Annotated in this window: 20 protein-coding genes; 11 read left to right on the top strand and 9 right to left on the bottom strand. The window is 74.0% G+C overall.

What is annotated here, in order from left to right; all coding sequences use genetic code 11:
- Nucleotides 1-499 precede the first annotated feature (499 nt).
- Nucleotides 500-949 carry a PTS glucose transporter subunit IIA gene (locus ACIOGZ_RS37260; RefSeq protein WP_363586840.1) on the top strand — a complete coding sequence of 150 codons (450 nt, stop codon included), beginning with the start codon at nucleotides 500-502 and terminating at the stop codon, nucleotides 947-949.
- A gap of 99 nt (nucleotides 950-1048) precedes the next feature.
- Nucleotides 1049-2719 carry a phosphoenolpyruvate--protein phosphotransferase gene (ptsP, locus tag ACIOGZ_RS37255; RefSeq protein WP_363586841.1) on the top strand — a complete coding sequence of 557 codons (1671 nt, stop codon included), beginning with the start codon at nucleotides 1049-1051 and terminating at the stop codon, nucleotides 2717-2719.
- A gap of 66 nt (nucleotides 2720-2785) precedes the next feature.
- On the opposite strand, the gene ACIOGZ_RS37250 is transcribed toward ptsP, so the two are convergent.
- From ACIOGZ_RS37250 to ACIOGZ_RS37240, 3 genes are read right to left on the bottom strand one after another with little or no spacing between them, the layout of a single operon-like run.
- Nucleotides 2786-4894 (bottom strand): acetoacetate--CoA ligase, encoded by a 2109-nt coding sequence (locus ACIOGZ_RS37250; protein WP_400989190.1) that lies wholly within the window; start codon nucleotides 4892-4894, stop codon nucleotides 2786-2788.
- Nucleotides 4895-4940: 46 nt separating this feature from the next.
- Nucleotides 4941-5513, bottom strand: a complete 573-nt coding sequence (locus tag ACIOGZ_RS37245; RefSeq protein ID WP_363586843.1) for an NUDIX domain-containing protein — start codon at nucleotides 5511-5513, stop codon at nucleotides 4941-4943.
- 33 nt (nucleotides 5514-5546) lie between these two features.
- On the bottom strand, nucleotides 5547-6449 hold the full coding sequence (locus ACIOGZ_RS37240; RefSeq protein ID WP_363586844.1) for an NUDIX domain-containing protein: 903 nt from the start codon (nucleotides 6447-6449) through the stop codon (nucleotides 5547-5549).
- Between the two features lie 161 nt (nucleotides 6450-6610).
- Between ACIOGZ_RS37240 and mmuM the strand changes: the two genes are divergently transcribed.
- From mmuM to ACIOGZ_RS37215, 5 genes are all read left to right on the top strand, one after another.
- The gene (gene mmuM, locus ACIOGZ_RS37235) at nucleotides 6611-7555 is read left to right on the top strand and encodes a homocysteine S-methyltransferase (protein WP_363586845.1); all 945 of its coding nucleotides are present in this window, start codon (nucleotides 6611-6613) and stop codon (nucleotides 7553-7555) included.
- A gap of 171 nt (nucleotides 7556-7726) precedes the next feature.
- A complete protein-coding gene (locus ACIOGZ_RS37230; protein ID WP_363586846.1) occupies nucleotides 7727-8491 on the top strand; it encodes an IclR family transcriptional regulator in 765 nt (254 codons plus the stop codon).
- Between the two features lie 280 nt (nucleotides 8492-8771).
- A complete protein-coding gene (locus tag ACIOGZ_RS37225) occupies nucleotides 8772-9509 on the top strand; it encodes an MIP/aquaporin family protein (protein WP_400335378.1) in 738 nt (245 codons plus the stop codon).
- Between the two features lie 94 nt (nucleotides 9510-9603).
- Nucleotides 9604-11124 (top strand): glycerol kinase GlpK, encoded by a 1521-nt coding sequence (gene glpK, locus ACIOGZ_RS37220; RefSeq protein WP_363586848.1) that lies wholly within the window; start codon nucleotides 9604-9606, stop codon nucleotides 11122-11124.
- Nucleotides 11125-11297: 173 nt separating this feature from the next.
- On the top strand, nucleotides 11298-12893 hold the full coding sequence (locus ACIOGZ_RS37215) for a glycerol-3-phosphate dehydrogenase/oxidase (protein ID WP_363586849.1): 1596 nt from the start codon (nucleotides 11298-11300) through the stop codon (nucleotides 12891-12893).
- A gap of 643 nt (nucleotides 12894-13536) precedes the next feature.
- Here the strand turns inward: ACIOGZ_RS37215 and ACIOGZ_RS37210 are convergent.
- Together ACIOGZ_RS37210 and ACIOGZ_RS37205 are read right to left on the bottom strand one after the other, a co-directional pair.
- A complete protein-coding gene (locus ACIOGZ_RS37210; RefSeq protein ID WP_363586884.1) occupies nucleotides 13537-14925 on the bottom strand; it encodes a gluconate:H+ symporter in 1389 nt (462 codons plus the stop codon).
- A gap of 2 nt (nucleotides 14926-14927) precedes the next feature.
- Nucleotides 14928-15482 carry a gluconokinase gene (locus tag ACIOGZ_RS37205; protein WP_400989189.1) on the bottom strand — a complete coding sequence of 185 codons (555 nt, stop codon included), beginning with the start codon at nucleotides 15480-15482 and terminating at the stop codon, nucleotides 14928-14930.
- A gap of 166 nt (nucleotides 15483-15648) precedes the next feature.
- On the opposite strand from ACIOGZ_RS37205, the gene ACIOGZ_RS37200 reads away from it, so the two are divergent.
- Nucleotides 15649-16344 carry a FadR/GntR family transcriptional regulator gene (locus ACIOGZ_RS37200; RefSeq protein ID WP_063350185.1) on the top strand — a complete coding sequence of 232 codons (696 nt, stop codon included), beginning with the start codon at nucleotides 15649-15651 and terminating at the stop codon, nucleotides 16342-16344.
- 174 nt (nucleotides 16345-16518) lie between these two features.
- Entirely contained in the window at nucleotides 16519-16869 is a 351-nt protein-coding gene (locus ACIOGZ_RS37195; protein ID WP_350884255.1) for a hypothetical protein, read from the top strand.
- A 24-nt stretch (nucleotides 16870-16893) separates the two neighbouring features.
- On the opposite strand, the gene ACIOGZ_RS37190 is transcribed toward ACIOGZ_RS37195, so the two are convergent.
- The 4 genes from ACIOGZ_RS37190 to ACIOGZ_RS37175 all read right to left on the bottom strand — a co-directional run bounded on the left by ACIOGZ_RS37190 (nucleotide 16894) and on the right by ACIOGZ_RS37175 (nucleotide 24791).
- Complete coding sequence (locus ACIOGZ_RS37190; protein ID WP_400989187.1) at nucleotides 16894-17658, bottom strand: metallophosphoesterase; 765 nt, start codon at nucleotides 17656-17658, stop codon at nucleotides 16894-16896.
- 10 nt (nucleotides 17659-17668) lie between these two features.
- Nucleotides 17669-22261 (bottom strand): hypothetical protein, encoded by a 4593-nt coding sequence (locus ACIOGZ_RS37185; RefSeq protein WP_400989185.1) that lies wholly within the window; start codon nucleotides 22259-22261, stop codon nucleotides 17669-17671.
- A 43-nt stretch (nucleotides 22262-22304) separates the two neighbouring features.
- The gene (locus tag ACIOGZ_RS37180) at nucleotides 22305-23180 is read right to left on the bottom strand and encodes a hypothetical protein (protein WP_350884249.1); all 876 of its coding nucleotides are present in this window, start codon (nucleotides 23178-23180) and stop codon (nucleotides 22305-22307) included.
- Between the two features lie 66 nt (nucleotides 23181-23246).
- Nucleotides 23247-24791: a hypothetical protein gene (locus tag ACIOGZ_RS37175; RefSeq protein ID WP_400989193.1), complete on the bottom strand. Its 1545-nt coding sequence runs from the start codon at nucleotides 24789-24791 to the stop codon at nucleotides 23247-23249.
- 194 nt (nucleotides 24792-24985) lie between these two features.
- Between ACIOGZ_RS37175 and ACIOGZ_RS37170 the strand changes: the two genes are divergently transcribed.
- Together ACIOGZ_RS37170 and ACIOGZ_RS37165 are read left to right on the top strand one after the other, a co-directional pair.
- Nucleotides 24986-26026, top strand: a complete 1041-nt coding sequence (locus ACIOGZ_RS37170) for an IPT/TIG domain-containing protein (RefSeq protein WP_400989183.1) — start codon at nucleotides 24986-24988, stop codon at nucleotides 26024-26026.
- Nucleotides 26027-26260: 234 nt separating this feature from the next.
- Nucleotides 26261-26797 carry a hypothetical protein gene (locus tag ACIOGZ_RS37165; RefSeq protein WP_363586855.1) on the top strand — a complete coding sequence of 179 codons (537 nt, stop codon included), beginning with the start codon at nucleotides 26261-26263 and terminating at the stop codon, nucleotides 26795-26797.
- The last annotated feature ends 28 nt before the right edge of the window (nucleotides 26798-26825 follow it).

The raw sequence follows: 26825 nt of genomic DNA, 5'->3' as shown, positions 1-26825 counted from the left end.
TGACTTTTGGCACGCTGTTGAGTTCTCAAGGAACGGACACTTCCTTCGGACCGCCTTCCAGCGGGCCCTCCGGGCGCTTCGTTCTTTCGTGTTCCAGCTTACCAGACGTTTTCCGCCCCGTTTACCGGAGGTTTTCGCATCTGAAATCTGGTGTTAACCGCCAAGTCGCGGCGACTCGGCCAACCATAGCGGGTCACCCGCCGGAGTGCGAATCGGGGCGCTCCCGGTGTCACCCGGTCGGCGGCATGATTTGTTGCTCTCGCGAGCATATACAGCAATGGTCCCGATTCGCCAAGATGCCTGTAGAGTGCGGCGCATCGACTAAGAGGACTAGACCACTAAACGGTCGGTGAGCCGCCGGACGACGAGCCGGACTGGGTGTGGGTCTTCGCCCGGGAATGTCAGCAGATGTCCGAAGTTGACATGATTTAGGCTTCAGTCGATCGTCCTGCCGCTGCTCGCGGCCGCTCGCTGTACCGCTCACTTGGGAGGCAGAACCATGACCACTGTGACGTCGCCGCTGACCGGCAAGGTCGTCGGGCTCGCCGGCGTGCCCGACCCGGTGTTCTCCGGCGCGATGGTCGGCCCCGGCACCGCGATCGACCCGGAGCGCCGGCCGACCGAGGCGGTCGCTCCGGTGGACGGCGTCGTCGTCTCCATGCACCCGCACGCGTTCGTCGTGGTGGACGCCGAGGGCCACGGTGTACTGACCCACCTGGGGATCGACACCGTGCAGCTGAACGGCGAGGGCTTCGAGCTGCTGGTCAACAAGGGCGACACGGTGACCCGCGGTCAGGCCGTCATCAAGTGGGACCCGGCCGCCGTCGAGGCCGCGGGCAAGTCGCCCATCTCGCCGATCGTGGCGCTGGAGGCGAACGCCGACTCGCTCGGCGACCTGCGGGAGGACGGCGAGGCCGTCTCCGGCGAGGCCCTGTTCAGCTGGAGCTGACCTCTTACTTTGCACACACCCGCCCCGCAGGAGCTGTCGGGGCGGCCCGGCACACAGCGGTTCCCGGCGGGGCCGCTCCTCTCAGCGGAGACAGGTGACATGAAGAAGACGCTGCGCGGCGTGGGTGTCAGCCACGGGGTCGCGATCGGCCAGGTGCGGCACATGGGGACGGCGGTGCTGGAACCCCCGGCCACCCAGATCCCGACCGAGGACGCCCCCCGCGAGCAGGCCCGTGCCCAGGCCGCCGTCGAGGCGGTCGCCGCGGATCTGATCGCCCGCGGCAACCTGGCCGGTGGCGAGGCGCAGGCCGTCCTGGAGGCCCAGGCGCTGATGGCTCAGGATCCGGAGCTGATGGCCGACGTGTCCCGCCGGATCGCCGTCGGCAGCAGCGCTGAGCGCGGTGTGTACGACGCCTTCGCCGCCTACCGGGCCCTGCTCGCCTCCGCCGGCGACTACCTGGCCGGGCGGGTCGCCGACCTGGACGACGTCCGCAACCGCATCGTGGCCCGGCTGCTGGGCGTGCCGATGCCGGGTGTGCCGGACAGCGACGAGCCGTACGTGCTGTTCGCGCGGGACCTGGCGCCGGCCGACACCGCGCTGCTCGACCCGACGCTGGTGCTCGGCTTCGTGACCGAGGAGGGCGGGCCGACCAGCCACAGCGCCATCCTGGCGCGGGCGTTGGGCGTGCCGGCCGTGGTCGCGCTGCCCGCTGCGACGGACGTCGCCGAGGGCACCGTCGTCGCCGTGGACGGCAGCTCCGGTGACGTGCTGCTGGACCCCTCGCAGGAGAAGCAGGACGAGCTGCGGGCGGTCGCCGCCCAGCGCAAGGCCGCGCTGGCCGCGTCCTCCGGCCCGGGGCAGACCTCCGACGGGCACCGCGTGCCGCTGCTGGCCAACGTGGGCGGCCCGGCGGACGTGCCGGCCGCGCTGGAGAACGGCGCCGAGGGCGTCGGCCTGTTCCGGACCGAGTTCCTCTTCCTGGACGACTCCGCGAAGGCGCCCACCGAGGAGAAGCAGGTCGAGGCGTACCGCAAGGTGCTGGAGGCGTTCCCGGAGGGCCGGGTCGTGGTCCGGGCGCTGGACGCGGGCGCGGACAAGCCGCTGGACTTCCTCACCCCGGCCGACGAGCCGAACCCGGCGCTGGGCGTGCGCGGTCTGCGCACCCTGCTGGAGCACCCGGAGGTGCTGCGGACGCAGCTGCGGGCGCTGGCCAGGGCCGCCGAGGGCCTGCCGGTGCACCTTGAGGTGATGGCCCCGATGGTGGCCGACCGCAAGGACGCCAAGGACTTCGCCCAGGCGTGTCGCGAGGCGGGGCTGGAGGCCAAGTTCGGCGCGATGGTGGAGATCCCGTCGGCCGCGCTGCGGGCCCGGTCGATCCTCCAGGAGGTCGAGTTCCTCTCGCTGGGGACCAACGACCTCGCGCAGTACACCTTCGCCGCCGACCGTCAGGTGGGCGCGCTGGCCCGGCTGCAGGACCCGTGGCAGCCGGCGCTGCTGGACCTGATCGCCGCGGCCGCCGAGGCGGCGCAGGCCACCGGCAAGAGCTGCGGCGTCTGCGGTGAGGCGGCCGCCGACCCGCTGCTGGCCGTGGTGCTGACCGGTCTGGGCGTCACCAGCCTCTCGATGGGCTCGGCCTCGATCCCCTACGTGCGGTCGACGCTGGCCAAGTACACGCTGGCGCAGTGCCGCCGGGCGGCCGAGGCGGCCCGGGCGACGGACAGCGCCGAGGAGGCGCGGGCCGCCGCGCAGCAGGTGCTGTCGGGCGAGTAGGACAGGTGAACAGCAGGAAGGGGTGCTCCCACCGGGCCGGTGGGAGCACCCCTTCGGCGTGTCCGGTCAGGCGGGGCTCTGCCGGTCGCGGCGAAGCTGCTCGAAGAAGCGCAGGTGGTCGATGTCGTCGACGGAGCCGGGGTTGACGGCCTGCTCCAGCGGGGTGCCGGAGAGGATCCGCTTGACCGGGACCTCGATGCGCTTGCCGGTGAGGGTGTGCGGGAGGCCGCGCACCGCGATGACCTCGTCGGGGACGTGGCGCGGGGAGAGTTCGGTGCGCAGCGAGGTGCGGATGCGGCCGATCAGCCCCTCGTCGAGCTCGGCGCCGGGGGCGAGGACGACGAACAGCGGCATCCAGTAGCCGCCGTCGGGCTCCTCCAGGCCGATGACCAGGGATTCGGCGATCTCGGGGAGGCGCTCGACGACCTCGTAGATGTCCGAGGAGCCCATCCGGACGCCCTGGCGGTTGAGCGTGGAGTCGGAGCGGCCGTGGATGACGACGGTGCCGCGGGAGGTGACGGTGATCCAGTCACCGTGGCGCCAGACGCCGGGATACATGTCGAAGTAGCTGTCGTGGTACCGGGTGCCCTCGGGGTCGTTCCAGAAGCCGGTGGGCATGGACGGGATGGGCTTGGTGACGACGAGTTCGCCGACGGTGTCGGTGTGCGGGTGGCCCTGGACGTCCCAGGACTCGACGGCGGCGCCGAGGCAGGGGGCCTGGATCTCGCCGAGGTGGACGGGCAGGGTGGGGACGCCGCCGACGAAGCAGGAGCAGACGTCGGTGCCGCCGCTGACGGAGGCGAGCCAGACGTCCTCCTTGACCTCCTCGTAGATCCAGCGGAAGCCGTCGGGCGGGAGCGGGGAGCCGGTGGTGCCGATGCAGCGGACGGCGGAGAGGTCGAGGTCGCGGCCGGGGTGCAGCTCGGCCTTGCGGCTGGCGATCACGTAGGCGGCGGAGGTGCCGAGGACGGTGGCGCGGGTGCGGGCGGCGACCGACCAGAGGGCGCCGGTGTCGGGGTGGCCGGGGCTGCCGTCGTAGGTGACGATCGTGGCCCCGACCAGGAGGCCGGCCAGTAGGAAGTTCCACATCATCCAGCCGGTGGAGGTGTACCAGAGGAAGCGGTCCTGGGGGCCGAGGTCGAGGTGGAGGCCGGCCTGCTTGAGGTGTTCGAGCAGGACGCCGCCCTGGCTCTGGACGATGGCCTTGGGCAGGCCGGTGGTGCCGGAGGAGTAGAGCACCCAGAGCGGGTGGTCGAAGGGGACGGCCTCGTAGACCGGCTCGACGTCGGCGGCGACCAGGTCGTCCCAGTGCAGGGCGCCCTCGGGGGCGGGGGCGCCGAGCAGCGGGACGTGGACGACGGTGCGCAGGGTGGGGAGTTCGCGGCGCAGTTCGGCGACGACCTCGGTGCGGTCGTGGTCCTTGCCGCCGTAGTGGTAGCCGTCGACGGCGAAGAGGACGGCGGGTTCGATCTGCTGGAGGCGGTCCAGGACGCTGCGAGCGCCGAAGTCGGGGGCGCAGCTGGTCCAGATCGCGCCGACGGCGGCGGTGGCGAGGAGGGCGACGGCGGCCTGCGGGATGTTGGGCAGGTAGGCGCTGACGCGGTCGCCGGGGCCGATGCCCCGGGCGCGCAGGGCGGCGGCCAACGAGCCGACCTGGCGACGCAGTTCGGACCAGGTGAGGACGGCCGGCTGCTCGGTGGTCTCGTCGAGGTGCAGGACGGCCGGGCGGTCGGCGTTGGCCGGGTCCTCGGCGGCGCGCAGGGCGTGTTCGGCGTAGTTGAGACGGGCGCCGGGGAACCAGCGGGCGCCGGGCATGGCGGGGTCGGCGAGGACGGCCTCGGGGGCCTGGGTGAAGCGGACGTCGAACCACTGGGTGATCGCGGTCCAGAAGCGGTCGAGGTCGGCGGTGGACCAGGCGTGCAGGTCGGCGTAGCGCTGGGCGGCCTGCTGGTCGTCGGCGGCCGGGGCGAGCGGGGCGGCCGGGGCGCCGTGGTGTTCGGCGGCCCAGGCCTGGAAGGCCACCAGGCTGGTGGCTGCGGCGCGAGCGGGGTTGGGGCGCCAGAGCGGCTGGTCCTGGGGTGGGGTGCTCACGGTGGTGGTCTCCCGGCCGGTGGTGGGGACGGGAGTGCTTGTGGCAGGCCCGTCCGGTTGGGCTGTCGGTGCAGACCATGCCATGCGAGCGGCCGCCGCGCCAGGGTCCGCCCGGTGGGTGCCGGGCCGGTCAGCGGCCGGAGATCCCGCCGCCGGACTCACCGCTGAACTCGCCGCCGAACCAGGAGCGGGAGACCCGGGTGTGGAAGGGGAAGGCGAGCGGGGTGTCGGGGGCGGCGAGCTGCCAGCCGTCGGTCTCGTCGGTGGGGCGCGAGGGCGGGAGGTCGGCGAGCGGACGGGCCGGGAGCAGGCCGAAGAGGCAGAGGAAGCCGCCCCTGGCGTCGGAGTCGGTGGCGACCAGGGTGATGTCGGCGGCGTCCGCCAGGATGCCGGTCTCCTCGCGCAGTTCGCGCACGCACGCCTGCTGCCAGCTCTCGCCGTAGTCCACGTAGCCGCCGGGGAAGGCGAGTTGGCCGTAGCCGGGCTCGATGGTGCGGCGGATGACGACGAGGGTGGGGTCGGCGTCGGGGCGGGTGACCGGGAGGAGGGTGACCACGACGGGCAGCGGGTTGCGGTAGCTGATCTCGGCGCAACCGGGGCAGGTGCGGGGCCAGTGGTCGGTGCCGGCCGGGTAGGGCGTGCCGCAGAAGTGGCAGTGGGAGAACGGCTGGTTGACCGCGCGTGTCGGGTCGTCAGTGGTCATGGCCGGATGGTAGCCGGGTGCGCGCGGCTGCCGTCAGCGGAGCTCGCCGTCGCGGGTGGGGCGGAGCAGGGCGGGGTGCAGGAGGCTGGCGTCGCCGGCGTGGTAGGTGCGGGCCCGGGGGCCGCCGCGGGCGCCGCCGCGGGCGGTGGTGGCGCCGGTGCTCTCGACGAAGCCGGGGACGGAGAGGACCTTGCGGTGGAAGTTGCCGGGGTGGAGCTTCTCGTCCCAGACGGCCTCGTAGACGGCGCGCAGGTCGGGGATGGTGAAGTCGTAGGGCAGGAAGGCGGTGGCGAGCGGGCTGTACTCGAGTTTGGCCCGGACGCGGTCGAGGCCGTCGGCGAGGATGCGCGCGTGGTCGAAGGCGAGCGTGCGGGAGGACTGGCCGGTGGGCCCGCCGACACCACCCCCGTGGGTGTCGGCGGGCGCACCGGCGGCTCGGGGTCGGCCGCAGGGCCGTATGCCCAGGTCGAGGTCGGCGACGGGGTGCCAGGTGGCAGCTGCGGCGTCCGTGCCGGCCTGCGGGTCGGGCAGGTCGGGGGCGAAGGCGAGGTAGGCGACGGAGACGACGTGCATGCGCGGGTCTCGCTCGGGGGCGCCGTAGGTGCCGAGCTGTTCGAGGTGGACGCGGCAGAGCGCGGCCTCGACCTCGGAGCCGCCGAGCAGGCCGGTCTCCTCGGCCAGTTCGCGGGCGGCGGCCTCGTCCAGGCTCTCCTCCCCGGCGCGCAGGAAGCCACCGGGCAGGGCCCAGCAGCCCTGGTGGGGCGGGGCGCCGCGCTGGACGAGCAGGACGTGCAGGCCGCCGTGGCGCAAGGTCAGGGCGACCACGTCGACGGTGACGGCGATCGGGGCGTAGGCGCGCGGGTCGTAGACGGCGAGCCACTCCTGCTCGCTCGCGGGCGTGGTCGGGGGCGGGGTGGCCGGGTCGTCCGCTTCCATCACCGGCTCCTCTCCGCGCTCGCCGCCGTACGGGGTGCTGTCGTTCTCTGGCTGAGCACAACGTAGCGATTCCGTTCCCCGGCGGCAAATGGTTTTCCGGGTCCGCGGGGATGCCCGGCTTCTAGGCTGTGACCAGGAACGACCGCGCCCGAGGAGGCCCCATGCCCACTGCTCCCCCGCCGGACTTCGCCGCGGCGCTGGCGGCCGGTCCGCTGGTGCTGGACGGCGGGATGTCGAACCAGCTGGCGGCGGCCGGGCACGACCTCCTCGACGAGCTGTGGTCGGCGCGGCTGCTGGCGGACGCGCCGGAGGCGGTGGTGGCGGCGCACCGGGCGTACTTCGCGGCCGGTGCGGACGTCGCCATCACGGCGAGCTACCAGGCGAGCTTCGAGGGCTTCGCCCGGCGCGGAACGGGCCGGGCCCAGGCCGCGCGGCTGCTGGCGCGCAGCGTGGAGCTGGCCCGGGAGGCGGCGCGGGCCGAGCCGGGCGGGCGGCGGCGCTGGGTGGCGGCGTCGGTGGGGCCGTACGGGGCGGTGCTGGCGGACGGTTCGGAGTACCGGGGCCGGTACGGGCTGAGCACCGCGGAACTGGTGGCCTTCCACCGGCCGCGACTGGAGGCGCTGGCGGCGGCCGGGCCGGACGTGCTGGCGCTGGAGACGGTGCCGGACGCGGACGAGGCGCGGGCGCTGCTGGAGCTGGTGCGCGAGCTGGGCGTGCCGGCCTGGCTGTCGTTCAGCGTGGCGGGCGACCGGACCGGGGCGGGCCAGCCGCTGGCGGAGGCGTTCGCGCTGGCGGCCGAGGTGGACGAGGTGCTGGCGGTGGGCGTGAACTGCTGCACCCCGCAGGACGCGGACCGGGCGGTGGCGCTGGCGGCCGAGGTGACCGGCAAGCCGGTGGTGGTGTACCCGAACAGCGGGGAGGAGTGGGACGCCGCGCGCCGGGACTGGCGCGGCGAGCCGACGTTCCGCTCGGCCCGGGTGGGCGGCTGGCTGGCGGGCGGCGCACGGCTGGTGGGCGGCTGCTGCCGGGTGGGGCCGGACGGGATCGCCGCGCTGGCGGCGGAGGTCGCGGTGCGGCGGGGGCGCTCGAACGGCGTCGAGGAGTGAGGGACGTCCGGGGGTGAGCGGCGCGGCGGGTCGGCGGGCGGGCGGAGGTTAACAAACGGCCGAGCGCGGGTTACCGAGGGGGAAGGTGCACGGACCGGCGACGGCCTGGCAGACTCGTCCCGTTACCACCGCGGTCGACAATGTCGACCGCCTGTCAGCGCGGAGGTCCCCATGCCCGGCCCGATCCAGTCGCTCTCCCGGGCCGCCGCGATCTTGCGCCTGCTGGCCGGCGGTGAGCGCCGCCTGGGCCTGTCCGAGGTCGCGACGTCGCTGGACCTCGCCAAGGGCACCGCGCACGGCATCCTGCGCACGCTCCAGCAGGAGGGGTTCGTCGAGCAGGACCCGGAGAGCGGCAAGTACCAGCTGGGCGCCGAACTGCTGCGGCTGGGGCAGAGCTACCTGGACGTGCACGAGCTGCGGGCACGGGCGCTGGTCTGGGCGGACGACCTGGCCCGGGCGGCCGGCGAGACCGTCTACCTGGGGGTGCTGCACCAGCAGGGCGTGCTGGTCGTGCACCACGTCTTCCGGCCGGACGACACCCGGCAGGTGCTGGAGGTCGGCTCGATGCAGCCGCTGCACAGCACCGCTCTGGGCAAGGTGCTGGTGGCCTACGACCCGGTCGCGCGCGGCGAGTTGGGCGACGGGCCGTACGAGTCGTACACCCTGCGGACGCTGACCGAGGCGGCCGACGTGGACGCCGAGTGCGCGCTGATCCGCGAGCGCGGCTGGACGGACTCGATCGAGGAGACCTGGGAGGGCGTGGCCTCGATCGGCGCGCTGATCCAGGACCGGCGGCGCAACCCGGTGGGCGCGGTGTGCATCAGCGGCCCGGTGGAGCGGGTCTGCGAGGACGGCTTCGTGAAGCCGTCGCTGGTGGCCTCGGTGCGCAGCGCGGCACGGGCGATCTCCCGCGATCTGGGCGCCGGGCGCTTCTGAAACCCGAGGCCGCACCGGCGGCCACATCGTCACGCTGAGGCGCGGACGGGCATCGGCCTGTCCGCGCCTTGGCGTTTTGCCCTGGTTTGGCCCGCTCCGCTGGGTAACTTCGGGGGAAGGGTCACAGCTCCGTAACCCTGCCTTGACGTGAGGGCAACCAGGGGAGGAAGCTTCCGCATAACGGTCGACATTGTCGAACGATGGCCGGGAAGATCACTCCCCCGATGCGCTCACCCGCACAACGATCGGCCGGCCGCCCCCACCCACACCTCCGGGCCATATGGACAAGGGAGTCTTTGTGTCCGCGTTCTCCAACGGCGACGTCTTCGTCGGCGAAACCCTCGGCACCGCCGCCCTGATACTTCTCGGTGGCGGCGTCTGCGCCGCCGTGACCCTCAAGAAGTCGAAGGCCCTCAACGCCGGCTGGCTGGCGATCACCTTCGGCTGGGGCTTCGCGGTCCTGATCGCCGCGTACATCTCGGCTCCGAAGTCCGGCGCCCACCTCAACCCGGCCGTCACCGTCGCGCTCGCCATCAAGAGCGGTGACTGGAGCCAGGTGCCGCTCTACCTCGGCTCCCAGTTCCTCGGCGCGATGATCGGCGCCGTGCTGGTCTGGCTCACCTACCTCGGCCAGTTCCAGGCCAACGAGGAGCCCACCCTCGGCATCTTCTCGACCGGGCCCGAGATCCGGAACCCGATCCAGAACGTCGTCACCGAGGTCATCGGCACCTTCATCCTCTGCATGGCGATCCTCACCCTCGGCAAGAACGACGGTCTGGCCGCCGGCGGCCTCAGCACCCTGATCGTGGCCCTCACGGTCGTCGGCATCGGCCTCTCACTGGGCGGCCCCACCGGCTACGCGATCAACCCGGTCCGCGACCTCGGCCCGCGCATCGTGCACTCGCTGCTGCCCATCCCGAACAAGGGCGGCTCCGACTGGTCGTACGCCTGGGTGCCGGTCGTCGGCCCGCTGATCGGCGGCGCACTGGCCGGCGGTCTGTACAACGCGATGTTCTGACGGGCCGGGTTCGAACCCGCCGAGCACGGGGACCGACCACTGTGTCGGGCCCACCCACCCCGTAACCCCCGAATCCTGAGCCGAGGACCCTCTGATGACCTCCACTGGCAACTACATCGCCGCGATCGACCAGGGCACCACCTCCAGCCGTTGCATCATCTTCGGCGCCGACGGCCGGATCGTCGCCGTCGACCAGCAGGAGCACCGGCAGATCTTCCCGCAGCCCGGCTACGTCGAGCACGACGCCGCCGAGATCTGGACCCGGGTGCAGTCGGTCGTCCGCGGCGCGCTGGAGAAGGCCGGCCTGACCAAGGACGACATCCGCGCGATCGGCATCACCAACCAGCGCGAGACCACCGTCCTGTGGGACAAGAACACCGGCGAGCCGGTCCACAACGCGCTGGTGTGGCAGGACACCCGCACCGAGGGCCTCTGCCGCGAGCTCGGCCGCAACGTCGGCCAGGACCGCTTCCGCCGCGAGACCGGCCTCCCGCTCGCCAGCTACTTCGCCGGCCCGAAGATCCGCTGGCTGCTGGACAACGTCGAGGGCCTGCGCGAGCGCGCCGAGGCCGGCGACATCCTGTTCGGCACCATGGACACCTGGGTGATCTGGAACCTCACCGGCGGTGTCAACGGCGGCAAGCACGTCACCGACGTCACCAACGCCAGCCGCACCATGCTGATGAACCTGCACACCCTGCAGTGGGACGAGAAGATCGCCGAATCGATCGGCGTGCCGATGGCCGTCCTGCCGGAGATCCGCTCCTCCGCCGAGGTCTACGGCGAGGCCGTCGGCGACCTGGCCGGCGTCCCGGTCGCCTCCGCGCTCGGCGACCAGCAGGCCGCGCTGTTCGGCCAGACCTGCTTCGACGAGGGCGAGGCCAAGTCCACCTACGGCACCGGCACCTTCCTGCTGCTCAACACCGGCGAGAAGATCGTCAACTCGTACCACGGCCTGCTGACCACCGTCGGCTACCGGATCGGCGACCAGGCCCCGGTCTACGCCCTGGAAGGCTCAATCGCCGTCACCGGCTCGCTCGTCCAGTGGCTGCGCGACCAGCTCGGCATCATCTCCACCGCCGCCGAGATCGAGACCCTCGCCAACACCGTCGAGGACAACGGCGGCGCCTACTTCGTCCCGGCCTTCTCCGGCCTGTTCGCCCCGTACTGGCGTTCCGACGCCCGCGGCGTGATCGCCGGCCTGACCCGGTACGTCACCAAGGGCCACCTGGCCCGGGCCGTCCTGGAGGCCACCGCCTGGCAGACCCGCGAGGTCGTCGACGCCATGCAGAAGGACTCCGGCGTCGAGCTCACCGCCCTCAAGGTCGACGGCGGCATGACCAGCAACAACCTGCTCATGCAGAACATCGCCGACGTCCTGGACGCCCCGGTCGAGCGCCCGTACGTGGCCGAGACCACCGCCCTCGGCGCCGCCTACGCGGCCGGACTCGCCGTCGGCTTCTGGAACGACCTCGACACCCTGCGGGCCAACTGGCACCGCGCCGCCGAATGGACCCCGCGCATGGACGAGGCCACCCGGGAGCGCGAGTACAAGAAGTGGCTCAAGGCCGTGGAGCGCACCATGGGGTGGGTGGAGGAAGAAGAGACCGACTGACCGACAAGCCGGTCGGGGCCCCGAGCCCCGACCGGCCGCCCGCCGTTCCGGCAGCGGGTGTCACCGCGTTTCACCGGCCCGCCGCACCGGGCCGACCGGCCTCTCAGCAGAGGCCGCACCGCACACGAGAGGAGTAACGGCGCCGCCTGACCCGCGCGCCGTACACAACCACCATGGCAACCATCCCGACCCTGGGCGCCGAGCGCACCGCCGGCCACACCGCCTCCCGCGCCGAGACCCGTGAGCTGCTCGGCAAGGCCACCTACGACCTGCTGGTGATCGGGGGCGGCATCCTCGGCACGGCCGTCGCCTGGACCGCCTCCCAGGCCGGACTCAAGGTCGCCATGGTCGACGGCGGCGACTTCGCCGGCGCCACCTCCAGCGCTTCCTCCAAGCTCGTCCACGGCGGTCTGCGCTACCTGCAGACCGGCGCGGTCAAGCTCGTCGCCGAGAACCACAAGGAGCGCCGCGCGCTCGCCACCGACGTCGCGCCGCACCTGGTCAACCCGCTGACCTTCTTCGTGCCGGTCTACAAGGGCGGCCCGCACAGCGCGCCCAAGCTCGGCGCCGGCGTCTTCCTGTACTCCGCGCTGTCCGCCTTCCGTGACGGCATGGGCCGGGTCTCCACCGCCGCGCACGCCGCCCAGCAGGTGCCCGCGCTGCGCACCGAGGGACTGCGCTCGGTGGCCGTCTACGGCGACCACCAGATGAACGACTCGCGCGTCGCCGTGATGACCGTGCGCGCCGCCGTCGACGCCGGCGCCGTGGTGCTCAACCACGCCGAGGTCACCGGCCTGCGCTTCACCGCCGGCCGGGTCACCGGCGCCGAGCTGCGCGACCGCCTGGACGGCACCGAGTTCGGCATCGACGCCCGCCTGGTGCTCAACGCCACCGGCCCGTGGGTGGACCACCTGCGCAAGATGGAGGACGCCGGCGCCGCGCCGTCGATCCGCCTCTCCAAGGGCGCGCACGTCGTCGTCAAGCGCCGCTCGCCGTGGCGCGCCGCGCTGACCATCCCGATCGACAAGTACCGCGTCTCCTTCGCCATCCCGTGGGAGGACCACGTCCTGCTCGGCACCACCGACGAGGAGTACACCGGCGACCCGAAGGACGTCCGGGCCACCGAGGCGGACATCGACCAGATCATGGGCGAGGCCGCGCACGCCATCCGTGACGAGCACCTCGACCGCGACCTGATCACCTACTCCTTCGCCGGCCTGCGGGTGCTGCCCGGCGGCCCGGGCGACACCGCCGCCGCCAAGCGCGAGACGGTCGTCACCGAGGGCAAGGGCGGCATGCTGTCGGTCGCCGGCGGCAAGTGGACCACCTACCGCCACATCGGCCGCACCGTGCTGGAGAAGCTGGCGCACGTGCCCGGCACCAGCCTCGGCGAGGACATGTCCCCGATCGCGGCGACCGTGCCGCTGCCGGGCGTCGGCGCGCCGAACGCCGTCGCGCACCGGCTGCTGATCGACCGCGACCCGGGCTCCCGGATGGAGCCGCTGGTGGCCAAGCACCTGGCCAGCCACTACGGCACGCTGTCCTTCGAGATCGCCCGCATGATCGACGAGAACCCGGAGCTGGGCCGGCCGATCCACGAGGACGGCCCGGACGTCTGGGCGCAGGTCGCCTACGCGGCCGACAGCGAGTGGGCGTACACGGCGGACGACGTGCTGCGGCGCCGCACCACGATGACCGTGCGCGGGCTGGACACGCCGGAGATCCGGGACGAGGTCGAGGCCTTCCTCGCGAAGCGCGGAACCAAGTAAGCACAGCCTCGCGAAGCGCGGAACCAAGTAAGCACAGCCTCGCGAAGCGCGGAACCAGTAGGCACAGCCAGCTGGGCAGAGCCTCGCGAAGGGCGGGCACCCGGGTTCTCCGGGTGCCCGCCCTTCGTGCGCCCGGCTCGCGGGCGGGGTACGAAGGGGCTCCCGGCCGGCCGCTCAGATCGGCGTGCCCGCCTTGATGACGTGGCGGAGGCGGCGGTCGGGGCGGGTGAGGACGGTGAGGTCGGCGAGCGGGTCGCCGTCGACGAGGAGGAGGTCGGCGTGGGCACCCGGGGCGAGGGTGCCGATCCGGCCCTCCAGGCCGAGCGGGCGGCGGTCGTGGTGGCCGAGCGGAGCACGTCGGCGGCGGGCTGGACCCGGCCGCCGTCCTGGAACGGGCGCTGCCCGAGCTGGTACCGCCGCCCGCCACCGCCCGGCAGACCGCCGAGGTGGTCCTGGCCGCGCGCGGGGGCTGCTGGCCCGGACGGCGGCGGGCGGCGCGGCCGCGGAGGACCTGCTGGACGCGACGGCGGCCGTGCTGTCGGGGCTGCTGGGCTGAGTCCCGGTCGTCGGACACGCCCGAGGGGCGGTACCCGTACGGGTACCGCCCCTCGGCGGATGTCGGCGGCGGCGGGCGCCGTCCGGCCTAGATGATCAGGCTGAGCGGCATGATCAGGGCGATGGCGACGACCGAGATCACCGTCTCCATCACCGACCAGGACTTCAGCGTCTGCCCGACGCTCATCCCGAAGTACTCCTTCACCAGCCAGAAGCCGGCGTCGTTGACGTGCGACAGGAAGAGCGAGCCGGCGCCGATCGCCAGGACCAGCAGGGCCGCGTGGGTGGAGGACATGTCGGCGGCGAGCGGGGCGACGATCCCGGCGGCGGTGATGGTGGCGACCGTCGCCGAGCCGGTGGCCAGGCGGATCAGCACCGCGATCAGCCAGCCGAGCAGCAGCGCCGAGATGTGCCACTTGCCGGACCACTCGCTCACCGCGTTGCCGACGCCCACGTCGATCAGGGTCTGCTTGAAGCCGCCGCCGGCGCCGACGATGAACACGATGCCGGCGATCGGGCCGAGCGACTTGCCGACGGTGTCGGAGATCCGGGCCTTGTCGAAGCCGGCCGCCTTGCCGAGGGTCAGCATGCCGAGCAGGGTCGCGGCGAGCAGCGCGATCAGCGGCGAACCGATGAAGTCGAAGACCCGCTGGGCCATCGCCTTCGGGTTGTCGACCACCACGTCGGTCAGGGCCTTGCCGAGCATCAGCACGACCGGCAGCAGGATCGTCGCCAGCACCGCGCCGAAGGACGGCGTGTGCTCGGGCCTGGTGGTCTCCTCGGGGGCGGTGGCCTTCGGGATCTCCAGCGGGCCGACCCAGCGCTCGGCCAGCCGGGAGAACAGCGGGCCGGCCACGATCAGGGTGGGCACCGCGATCAGCAGGCCGAGCGCCAGGGTGATGCCGAGGTCCGCCTTCAGGGCGTCGACGGCGACCAGCGGGCCCGGGTGCGGGGGCACCAGGCCGTGCAGCACGGACAGGCCGGCCAGCGCGGGGATGCCGATCCGCATCAGCGGCACGTTGCCGCGGCGGGCGACCAGCAGCACGATCGGGATCAGCAGGACGACGCCGACCTCGAAGAACAGCGGCAGGCCGAGGACGGCGGCGATCAGCGCCATCGCCCAGGGCAGCGCCTTGTTGCCCGACCGGGCCAGCACGGTGTCCGCGATGATGTTGGCGCCGCCGGAGTCGGCGAGCAGCTTGCCGAGCATCGCGCCCAGCCCGATCAGCAGGCCGACGCCGGCCACGGTGGAACCGAAGCCCGTGGAGAAGCTGTTGAGCAGCTTGTCGAACGGGGCGCCCGCGACGGCGGCCAGCAGGCCGGAGCCGAGCGTGAGGGCGAGGAAGGGGTGCAGCTTCAGCTTGGTGATCAGTAGGACGATCACACCGATGCTGAGCAGGACCGCGATCAGCAGCTGGGAGTCGCTGCTGGTGTGCGGCAGGGCCGGTGGGGCGGCCGCGAGCAGAGTGGGGGCAATACTCACGCGAGGTCTCCATTGACCGGCCGCAGCAGCGCCACGGCCATCTCGACGAGTTCTTCGGGGGACGGACCGACGTCCAGGACGGCGCCGCGCTCGTGCGCGCCCAGGGATTCCAGGGCGGCGTACTGCGAGTCGAGCAGCGACGGCGGCATGAAGTGGCCGGTGCGGTGGGCGAGCCGGTCCTCGACCAGCTCGTGACCGCCGCTGAGGTGCAGGAAGTAGGCGCCCGGGCAGGCCGCGCGCAGGGTGTCGCGGTAGCGGTGCTTCAGCGCCGAGCAGGTGACCACGCCGCCGGTGCCGCCCTCGGCCCGCTCCTTGAGCCAGGCGCCGAGGGCGCGCAGCCAGGGGGCGCGGTCCTCGTCGTCCAGCGGGATGCCGGCCGACATCTTGGCGATGTTGGCCGCCGGGTGGAAGTCGTCCGCCTCCGCGTAGGGGAGGTCTAGGCGTTCGGCCAGCAGGCGGGCCAGGGTGGTCTTGCCGACACCGGAGACGCCCATCACCACGATGGTGAGAGGGGTGTCCGGGAGGTCGTGGTTCTCGACGCTGAGAGCCATGGGTGGTGCTCCTTCGTTGCCTGGCCGCCACTATCGCCTCAAAGATATGACGTATTCAAGTGGCGGAAACCAAATCGTCATACTTTTGGGCTGTGGGGTAGATCGCAGGACGCAGGACCCGGTACGCGCCGGTGGTGGCGGCGGGGTGGGCGTCTACGCTGGGCGGATGGAGATCCAGGGGCTGCCCGGTCGGCTGCTTGACGAGCTCGGGCCGGCGATCGCGTCGGGGGAGATTCCCGAGGGCGCGGTGCTGCGCGGCGAGGAGCTGGAGGAGCGGTTCGGGGTGTCCCGGACGGTCGTCCGGGAAGCGGTGCGGATCCTGGAGGGGATGCGCCTGGTGGCGTCCCGGCGGCGGGTCGGGATCACCGTGCAGCCCAGGTCGCTCTGGGACGTCTTCGACCCGCTGGTGATCCGCTGGCGGCTGGCCGGCGCGGACCGCTCGGCCCAGCTGCGCTCGCTCGGCTCGCTGCGGGTGGCCGTCGAGCCGGCCGCGGCCGCGCTCGCCGCGGTGCACGCGAGCGACGACGACCGGCGCCAACTCGGCTCACTGGCCGTGGAGTTGACCGTCTCGGCGCGGGCCGCCGACCTCACCACCTTCCTCCGGCACGACATCGACTTCCACGCCACCGTGCTGCGCGCCTCCGGCAACGAGATGTTCGCCCACCTCGGCGACACCGTGGGGGCGGTGCTCACCGGGCGGACCGAGTACCATCTGATGCCCCATCAGCCGGAGCCGTACGCGATCCGGCTGCACCGCGAAGTCGCCGACGCGATCTGCGCGGGGGACGCCGTCCAGGCCGAGCAGGCCATGCGGACGATCGTGGCGGGCGCCCTGGAGGAGCTCAACCAGCAGTTGGGCTGACTTCCCCCGGCAGCGGGCCGCCCGCTGCCGGCTGCCCGGATCACGCGCTTTGACGGCAGTTCGGTGGATTCGGACGCATAGTCCTGGTTCGACGGGGCAGAGTGAGGCGAGGGGGCGCTTTTCGCGTGCGCCCGTCCCGTGTCCGCCGCCGAGTCCGCGCCTGGGGGTCGATCGATGTCCGTGCCACGCCGCCGTCGCCGCCTGCCCGACGAGGTGCGCGCCGCCGCCGTCCGGGCGGTGCTCTGCCTGTCCTTCACGCTGGTCGGCGTGGTCGTCGCCACGCTCGCCTCGTACGCGGACAGTTGGCTGATGACTCCGGCGCTGATGGCGATGGGGCTCGGGGTGTTCGGCACGATGTGGTGCCTGCTGGAGATCCTGATCTCGCGCCAGGTCGCCGCCCAGCGGCAGCGCGCGCCCGGCTCCGCGCACCCGATGGCGGGCAGCCGGGCGCCCGACCCGCTGGCCGCCCGGCCGCTCCCCCGCCCCGGCGGGCCGCAGCGTCAGCCGCGGCTGCCGGCCGCGTAGGACACCCGCGGCCGGCGCCGCGGGTCAGTCCTCCGGGACGGCCCGGTAGTGGGTGGTGAGCCGGCCCGTGTCGTCCAGGACGTGGAAGGCGAGCATCGGCGGCTGGGTGAAGGAGATGCCGGGCCCGCCCTCGCAGGGCAGCGTGACGGTGGAGACCACACCCGGGGCGACCAGCAGGGGCAGTCCGGCGAAGGTGGTGGCGGCGCCGGTGTGGGAGTGGCCGCAGAGCAGGCCGGCCACCCGCGGGTGCCGGGCCAGCACCGCGCCGAGCGCCTCCTCGCCGAACTGGCGGATCGGGTCGACGTTCGGCAGGTGCAGGATGGCCGGCGGGTGGTGGAAGGCCACCAGCGCGGGCAGGTCGGCGCGGCCGGCCGCCAGTTCGGCGTCCAGCCAGGCCAGCGTCTCCTCGTCCAGCAGGCCGTCGTCGCGGCCCGGGATCGAGGAGTCCAGCATCAGCACGTCGGCGCCGGGCAGTTGGTGCAGCCGGTTGACCGGGCCGTCCGCGGGGGCCTCGCCGAGCAGCACCTCCCGGTAGGGCGCCCGGCGGTCGTGGTTGCCGGGGCAAGTGAGCACCGGGTACCGGGAGTCCAGCACCTTGGCCACCTGCTCGTACTCGGCGGCCAGGCCGTGGTCGGCGAGGTCCCCGGTGACGAGCACGGCGTCCAGCGGGCCGGGCAGGGCGTCGAGGTACGCCATCACCTGCCCGGCCCGCCGCAGGGCGCGCCTGCCGCCGTCCCGGCGGTGCTCCTGCCCGAGGTGGATGTCACTGAAGTGCGCGATCGTCAGCATGGACGCCACGCTAGTCAGTTGCGGACTGCACCGGAACCTCGGCCGGACGCTTGAACATCCGGGTGGCGGTGATCTCGCCGTGGATGGCCGGGCCGTCCGGGTCCTGCGGGGCGGGCAGGCCGGGGCGCAGGTGCTCCTCGACCGAGATGTACTTGAGGCCCGCCCGCAGGTCGGCATCGTTGCGCAGCCGGATGACCAGCGGGAACTCGGCGAGCGCGGTGGTGTCGAACAGACCGGTGGTGTAGATCAGTTGGACGCCGAGCGCATCGGCCACGGCCCGCTGGAGCTCCAGCAGGTAGGTGGCGTTCGCGCGGCCGATCGGGTTGTCCAGGAACAGCGTGCCGGCGTGCCGCAGCTGGGACTGGCCGCGGTCGTTGGCGCGCAGCGCGGCCATCGTGCAGTACAGCGCGATGGCGGCGGTGAGCAGCTGGCCGCCGGAGAAGACGTCGGACATCTGGCCGACGCCGACCCGCTCGGCGCGCAGCACCGCGTCCGGCTTGAGGATCTCGACGCTGACGCCCTTCGGGCCGATCGCGGCGGCGACCCCGCGCAGCAGCAGGGACATGCCGTCGCGGCGCAGGTCGCTGTTCTTGCGGACGGCGGCGCGGGTGGCCTCGTCGATGACCTCGCCGAGGCGCTCGACCAGGGTGGCGTGGTCCGGGTCCTCGAAGCGGATCCTCAGGAACTCCTGGCCGGACCACTCCCCCAGGCCCTCGGGCAGCCGGGAGAGCCGCTGGGCGGCGCGCAGGGTGGTGAGCGAGGACTCGACCAGGCCGCGCAGCCGGTCGACGATCGAGCCGCGGTTGCGCTCCAGCTGGGCGAGTTCGTCGGTCAGCACGCGCAGCCGGGGCGCGAAGGCGGCGGCCCAGGCAGCGGCGTGCTCGGGCAGCGCGGCGGCGGGCAGTTCGCGGATCTGCTGGCGGGCGGGAGTGCGGACGGCCTCGTAGCGGGCGGCGTTGGCGTGCCGGACGAGGGCGTCGGAGGCGTCGCGGACGGCGAGTTCGGCGGAGGACAGCTCGCCGGCGGCGGTGCGCAGGGCGCGGCGGGCCTCGGCGGCGGTGCCGCGTGCCTCCGGCAGCGAGCCGAGGTAGGGCTCGACGGACTGGCCGTCGTCCTCCTGCTGCTCGCGCAGGCCGTCGCGCAGCTGGCCGGCGATTTCGTCGAAGTCGGCGGCGGCCGACTGGGCGGCGTCGAAGGTGCGTTGCAGGTCGGCGTGCGCGGTGCGGGCGGCGTCCAAAGCCTCCCGGCGCTCGGCGAGCCGGCTGGTGGCGGTGCGCAGCAGGACCTGGGCGTGCTCGGGGTCGGCGGGGACGAGGTCCTCGGGCAGTTCGGTGTGCGCCTCGCCGTCGGCGGGGGCGGAGCGCTCGGCCTCGCCGCGCAGGCGTCCGAGCTGCTCGCTGGCGGCGGCGGAGCGGGCCTCGATGGTGGCGACCAGGTCCTCGGCGCGGGCGGCCGCGGCCTGGCGGGCCGGGCCGTCGGCGCCGTCGGGACTGCCGAGGAGTTCCTCGGCGCGGGTGCGGACCTTGTTGGTGAGGCGGTCGAGTTCGGTCGCGGCGGCGGCCTCGTCACCCTCGGCGCGGGCCTGCTCGGCGCGCAGGTCGGCGCCGACGCCGACCTTCTCGTACAGCTGGGAGGCGGCGCGGTAGGCCTCGCGCAGGGCGGGCAGTGCGGCGGGGGCGGTCTCGGAGGGCTCGTCGGCCTGCTCGGCGGCGGGGATCTCGGCGCGTTCGGCGCGCACGGTACGGGCGGTGCGGCGGGCGTCGTCGGCGGCGCGCTGGGCGGCGCGGCGGTCCTCGTCGCAGGTGCGGGCGCGTTCGGCGCAGACGGCCTGGCGGCGGTCGCACTCGGCGGCGTCCTCGGCGAGTTCGCGCTGGCGGCGGGCCCAGTTGGCGCGCTCGCGCAGCCGGAAGGCGAGGCCGGAGAGGGCGTCGGCGCGGCGGCGGGCGCGCTGGGCGGCCTCGCGGTGCTCCTCGTGGGCGGCGGCCGCGGCGGCGTGGTCGGTCTCGGCCTCGTCGTGGTCGGCGCGCAGGGTGGCCAGGGCGGCGGCGGCCTGCTCGGCGTGCTCGCGGGCGGCCTCGGCGGCGGCGGCGAGTTCGGCGAGGGTGCCGGGCGGGCAGCTGGCGTGCCAGGAGGCGAGGCGGGCGGCGAGGGCGCGGTCGGCACCGAGGCGGGCGGCGAGTTCGCGGATGTGCTCCTCGCGGGCGCCCGCCCGGGCGCGCAGTTCGCGGCGCTCGTCGTCGGCGGCGGACTCGTCGTGCATGGCCGGGTTCGGCGGCACCAGGAAGAACGCGGGCTGGTCGGTGATCGGGGCGATCAGGGAGGCGGCGGCGCCGACGGCGACGGTGGAGCGGGGCAGCAGGGCGGCGGCCTGCAAGGCCTCGCGGGCCCGCTCCAGCGAGGCGGGGTCGGTGACGACGACGCCGTCGACGAGTTCGGGGCGGGCGGCGAGGATCGCCTCGTGGTCGGCCGGGTCGACGGACTGGGCGAGGTAGCGCCAGCCCGGCAGGGCGGGGATGCCGTGCTCGGCGAGGTACTCGACGGTGGCCAGGACGTCCGGGCCGGGCGGCAGCAGTCCGCCGTCGCCGAGGGCGGCGAGGATGCGGGAGTCGTCGGCGGCTGCGGTGCGCAGGTCGAACAGGGTGCGTTCGGCGGTGGCGATGGACTCGTCGAGGAGTTCGCGCAGGTACTCGGCGTTGCGGTCGAGGACGGAGGGGGTGAGGAAGCCGGCGTCCTCCTCGGCCCCTGACCCGTCGTCGCTCCAGTCGGTGGGTGCGGGGGTCAGGGAGAGCAGGTCGGAGAGGCGCTGCTCGGTGGCGAGCAGGGCGGCGGTGCGCTGCTCGGCGGCGAGGGCCCGGGCGGCGGCCGTGCGGGCGTCGCCGGCGCGTTCGGCGGCGAGTTCGGCGCGGCCGGTGGCGGCGGCGGCCTCGCGCAGCCGGGCGGCGCAGGCCTCGGCGGTCGTACGGGCCTGGGCGAGGGCGGCGCCGGCGGCCTTCTCGACGTCGGCGGCGTGCAGGGCGGCGCGGGCCGGGTCGACGTCGCCGTCGGCGTCGATGAAGCCGGCCTCGACGGCGGCGGCGGTCTCCTGCTCGACCTCGGCGAGGCGCTGGCGCAGGTGGTCGACCTCGCTGCGGGCCTTCTGGGCGGCGGTGGCGGCCTCGGTGGCGTCGGACTGGGCCTTGGCGCCGTCGTCCTGGAGCTCGCCGGCGCGCTGCTCCTCGGTGTCGGCGCGGGCCTCGGCGGCCGCGGCGGCGCCCTCCAGGGCGCGGGCCAGGGCGGTGGCGGCGCGGGCGCGGGCGGCGAGCGCGGGGGCGGCGTCGAGTTCGGCCTCGCGGATGGCGGCGGCGACCCGGGTGACCCGGTCGGCGGCGGCGCGCTGGCGCAGGACGGTCTCGGCGGCCTGCCAGGCAGCGTGCAGGGTGCGGGCGTCGATGAGTTCGCGGCGCAGCGCGGCGGCCTCGGCGGTGGCCGCCGCGAGGCCCAGGGTGGCGTGCCGGTGGGTGAGTTCGGCGGTGATGAGGGTGTGCCGGGTGCGGTCGGCCTCGGCGGCGGTGACGGCGCCCGCGGCGGCGGCGACCTCGATGGCGAGGTCCTGGGCGCGGTCGCGTTCGGCGGCGGCGCGGGAGGTGAGGGCGTGGGCGAGGCGGCGGGTGCGGCGTTCGGCGGTGCGGTGGGCCTCGCGGACGCTCTCGCGGGCGCCGGTGGCCTCGACGATGCGTTCCAGCAGGTCGAGGGAGCCGGCGGTGAAGTCGCGTTCGGCGGTGAGTTCGGCGCGGCGGCCGAGCTTGGCGGCGAATCCGTGGACGAGGTCGGCGAGGCCGTCGGTGTCCCGGGTGTCGGTGACGGCGCGCAGCAGCAGGTCGGTGAAGTCACTGTCGTGCTTGACCGCGAAGAGGCCGGCGGCCTCGCCCTCGTCGGCGTTCATCTCACGCTGGTAGCGGAAGAGTTCGGGGTCGAGGCCGAGTTCGCCGAGGTGCTCGGTCCAGCGGTCGTGGCCGTCCTCGAAGACCAGGTCGAGGTGCGGGTGGGCCTTGCCTGCCTCGGTGAGGGCGTCGCGGAAGCCCTTCATGGTGCGGCGGCGGCCGCGGGCCTTCTGGTCGCCGGCCAGGCTGATCCGTTCGGCGACCGGCAGCGAGTCCAGGGTGAGGCCGGGGCCGGGGCGGAAGGAGTACCAGGTCTCGGCGAACTTGCGCGGGTCGGAGGAGACCTGGCGGCCGCGCCACTCGCTGACCTTGCCGACCACGATCAGCTCGCCGGTGACGGTGTGCTGCCACTCCAGCGCGACGTGGCCGCAGTCGTCGGCGAGCAGGAACTTGCGCAGCACGCCGGAGCTGGCGCCGCCGAGGGTGTTGCGGTGGCCGGGGAGCATCACCGAGAAGATCAGCTTGAGCAGGACGGACTTGCCGCCGCCGTTCTCCAGGAAGAGCACGCCGGCCGGGGCGGGGCGGCGGACCGGGCCCTCGGCGTCCTCGCCGAACAGGCCGATCTGCTGCGGGGCCGGGTCGGCGACGGGCTCGCCGACGCCGCGCAGGTCGAGCACCGTGTCGGCGTAGCGGGCGCCGGCCGGGCCGATCGAGTAGAGGCGGACCCGGTTGAGCTCGTACATGTGCGGCGGTTCTCCGTGGCTGGGGGGTGGTCGGGACTCGGGCTCAGAGCGAGTGGAACGGCAGGCCTGCGTCGGCCACCAGTTCGTCGCCGGTGTCCGGCGGCAGCAGGCTGGCGGTGCCGTCGGAGACCGGGACGATGCCGAGGTCGAGCAGTTCGGCCATGGCCGCGCTGCCGGCCAGGTCGCGGACCTGGAGCTGGTAGCGGGCGGTGGTGCGGTAGGTGCCGCCGGCGTCGTCGGAGACCTTCTGCAGGAAGCCGGAGTCGACCAGGAACAGCACGGCCTTGGCGACGATGCCGATGGTGGAGCCGGAGAGCCGGCGGGCGTCCTTGGTGGCGCCGGTGGCGGTGCGCCGGGCCCACACCCGCCAGGCGGCCTCCAGGCCGGGGGCGTCGGACTGCGGGTCGGTGTTGTCGCCCTCGGTCGCGGCCTGCTCCTCCAGGCGGCGGCAGGCCTGGCGGACGAAGGCGTCGACGCCGTTGACGGTGATCCGGCCGAGGTAGCCGTCGTCGGCGAGGTCCTCGGGCCGGGGGAAGGCCATCGCGGCGACGGCGAGGTGGGCCAGGCCGTGCAGGAAGCGGTCGGTGGACTCGGTGGCGGCGCGGCGCGAGTAGTCGCCCATCCGGACGGCGAACAGCGAGTCCTCGGCGGCGGCGACGGCCATGCCGGCGCGCGGCGAGACCTCCAGGACGACCAGGCCCATGCCGGTGGCGACGGCGTCGGCGAGCCGGGCGAACGGCGGGTCCTCGCGGTGGCGGCGGACGAGTTCGGCGTACTCGGCGTCGCGGGCGGGGAGCAGCTTGGCCTGGAGGCCGAAGGAGACCAGCCGGGCTGCGTCGGCGACGTCGCCGGGGGTGATCGGGGCGGGGGCCGCGGGTTCGGTCTCGGCCGCCCAGGACGCGTCGTGGTGGGTCGTCACGGGCGGTGCTCCTCGGGGCTGTTGCTGGTACGGGCGATCTGGTGGTGCGTCAAGGCGGCGGCTTGGTCAGCCGGCGTCCTTGCGGTCGGCGGCCATGCCGGCCGCGTCGAGCAGGGCGCTGCCGACGATCAGGTCGGCGCCGCCGAACTGCGGGTCGCGCAGCGGGGTGCCGTCGTCCACGGCGAACAGCAGCCGCTCCTCGCCCTGCCGGTAGGCGGTGCCGACCGGCGGGCTGGCCGCGTGGACGGCCAGCAGGGCGACGAGGTACGGCAGCTCCGGGTCCTGCTCGCGGGCCTCGGCGAGCAGGCCGGAGAGCCGGCGGGGGGCGTCGGCGGGCAGGTCGAGCAGGAGCAGCGCGGCCTCCAGCTGGGCTTCGGAGAAGCGGCTGTCGTCCGGGGTGGCGACCAGGTCCGGGTCGGGCAGTTCGGCGCCGAGGTGCTCGCGCTCGACCGGCGGGGTGAGCAGCAGGTCGACCAGGTCGACGACCCGGACGGAGACGGGGGTGCGCAGGCCGGCGCCGCGGGCGAAGAAGGCACCGGTGGGGCCGACGGCCTGCTCGACCGGCAGCCGCAGCACGGGGGCGAGCAGCTGGCCGTAGAGGTCGATGCCGCTGCGGGCGCCGGGGGTGGCGAAGGCCTGCCGGTCCTGCTCGGCGCGGAACAGCGGGCCGGCCTCCAGCAGGCGGGTCTGCAGCTTCGTGTGCCGGCGGATGCAGTCCTTGACGATGTCGAGCAGCTCGGCGGCGCGGCGCTTGTGCTCGGCCCCTTCGGGGGTGTGGGGCTCGGCCTCGTCGCGGGCCTTGCGGATGTTGGTGAGAATCGCGTTCTCGTGCCGGTAGCGGTCGGCGATGTGGTCCAGCGCCTCGTCGATGAGGTCGGGGATGGCGCACATCCAGTCGACGGCGCGGACGTTGCGCCGGGTCGCGTCGAGGGCGCGGCGCAGCGTCTCGGCGTACTGGACGGTGCGGTAGCGGGCCTGCTCGGCGGCGAGCTGGGCGTCGGCCAGGCGGCCGCGGCGGATCAGCACCTCCAGCTTGACCTCGGCGGCGATCTGGGCCGAGGTGACGTCGGTGTCGAGCGCGCCGACCAGGACGTTGACCGCCTCGTCGGTGGTGCGCAGGTAGACGCCGCCGTCGGGGCCGGGGACCTCCTCGATCAGCTTGAAGTCGTAGTCGCGCCGGACGTACGCGCCGTCCGCGCCGAAGGTGCCGTAGACGGCGCGGAAGCCCCGGTCGACGCTGCCGACGTTGATCAGCGACTCCAGCACCCAGCGGGCGACCCGCTCGTGCTCGGCGGCGGGGCGGTCGGCGGCCTGGGCGGCGACCCGGGGCAGCAGGCGGGCGAGCACTATGTCGCGGTCGGCGCCGGTGTCGAAGTCCATGTGCAGGGTGACCAGGTCGATCGCGGCGAGACCGACCTCGGCCATCGCGTAGCCGCCGTACTCGCCCGCCAGGTTGACCTTGCGGTTGTCCAGGTCGTGCAGGGGGGCGGTGCAGGCCAGCGCCTTGAGCCGGCGGGCCAGGCCCTCGTCGGCGGCGGGGCCGGGCGCGGGCCTCGCCGCGACGGACCCGGCGGGCGGCCGGGGGCCGGGCAGGGTGGGCGGGTCAGCGATGGCGGTCACGGTGGACAAGATTAGAGGTTCGCACCGACATCGACCGAAACGGGCCTTGTGGGCGGGCTGCGCGGCAGGCCGGAGGGCGTGTCGGGGGTGAATTCAGAACGGGGTTTCGACGGGATTCCGCCATTCCCGAACCGATATTCGGGAAACCCGTGAAGGTGGCGCGTCGCCACCGTGATGATCGGCCTATGATCACTCGACTGGTCAAAGCAGGCTTCGCCGCCGCGCTGTCCGTGACCACCCTCGCCACCGGTGCCGCCGCCTCGTCGGCCGCCCCCGCCGACGCCCCCGCCGTTCAGGGGCAGCACGTGACCGCGGCCCTGAACGGCTTCCTGCCGGGCACCACCCCTCCCGGACCGGGCAAGCTCTCGGTCGGCTGGACCTCCGCCGGCACCCAGGACCTCACCGGGCCGACCCACATCACCGTCGACCTGCCGCCCGGGCTCACCACCGAGCTCGGCATGTTCTTCTCCACCCCGTACGACTACACCTTCACCGAGTCCGTCTCGCCCGACGGGCGCCACCTGGACGCCGTCCTCATCGGCACCCGCAGGCCCGGGCGCTACGAGTTCATGAAGCTGAACGTGGGCCGCGACTACACCCAGCAGCTGACCGGCCAGATCGTCGTGACCGTGTCCAATCCGAACGACACCGACCCGACCGGCCACGTGACGGCCCTGTCGGTCGACGGGACCACCCCAGCGCCGGTCGTCCAGGCGCCGCCCACGGTCGACGGCCTCGACACCACCACCGGCCCGGGCGCGGGCGGCACTGCGGTGACCGTCAGCGGTGGCAACCTGGCGCACGGCATGGTGCTGGTCGGCGGCGTCCCGGCGGCCGGCACCTGCACCGACACCGCCTGCACGGTGACCACGCCCGGCGGCTCGGGCAGCGCACCCGTCTCCGTGGTGACCCCCGGCGGCACGGTCGCGGCGCCGGCCGCCTTCGACTACACGGGCGCCCCGCCCCCGCCGCCGCCCGCGCCGACGGTCGGCAATCTGACCAACGCCGGCGGCCCGGCCGCCGGCGGCACCCAGGTGTACCTCCAGGGCACCAACCTGACGTACGGGACGGTCGCGTTCGGCGGGGTGCCGGCCGCGCACGTCTCCTGCGGCCCGTCCTTCTGCTCGGCCACCTCCCCGGCGGCGGCGGGCCCCGGCCCGGTGGACGTCACGGTGACCACGGCGGGCGGCACCAGTGCCCCGGTGACCTTCACGTACACCGCGTAGTCCCGACGTACACCGCGCGGTCCCGGCGGTTCCGATGCCCGGGTGCTCCGGCACCCGGGCATCGGCGTGTCCGGGGGCGCGCCGGCCCGGCGTCCGGGGGTGCGCGCCCGCCCGGCGTCCGGGGCGTGCCCGCACGTCAGGGGCTAGTTGAACGCGTTCAAAAGCAGGGTCTAGAGTCGGTTCCGTACAGACGGGACAAGACCCCGCCTGCTCTTCGGCATGGAGGTTCGCACCATGGACACCAATCCGGGCACCGGTCCCGCGGCGGTACTGCGCAGAGTCCGGCACTGGCTCTGGATCTTCGTGGTCTGCCTGGTGCTGAGCGGCCTGACGGCCTTCCCGCTGGAGACCGAGACCCGCTGGCTGGCCGACCTCGCGACCGGGCCGGCCGCGCCGCTGGCCGACCGCTTCCCGGCCGCACTGGACTGGATCGAACGCGTCCGCACCGGCGTCGCGGAGACCAATGACCGATACCCCTTCCTGGCCTACGGCACCGACTGGCTCGCCTTCGCCCACCTGGTGATCGCCGCCGCCTTCTGGGGCCCGATCAAGGACCCGGTCCGCAACATCTGGGTGATCCGCTGGGCGGTGCTCGCCTGCGGCGCCGTCATCCCCCTGGCCCTGGTCTGCGGACCGCTGCGGGGGATTCCCCTGAGCTGGCGATTCATCGACATGTCGTTCGGAATCGTCGGTGTCGTCCCGCTGCTGATCGTGCTGCGGGCGCTGCGCCCGCTGGAACGTTCCTTCCAGGGGCCGGTGGCCGCGCCCTGAGCCGGAGCCGCCCGGCGCCGCCCCAGGG

Source organism: Kitasatospora sp. NPDC088160, assembly GCF_044741445.1.
Classification (GTDB): domain Bacteria; phylum Actinomycetota; class Actinomycetes; order Streptomycetales; family Streptomycetaceae; genus Kitasatospora.
Note: the sequence above shows the minus strand (reverse complement) of the source record. Positions and strands in the feature narration are given on the sequence as shown.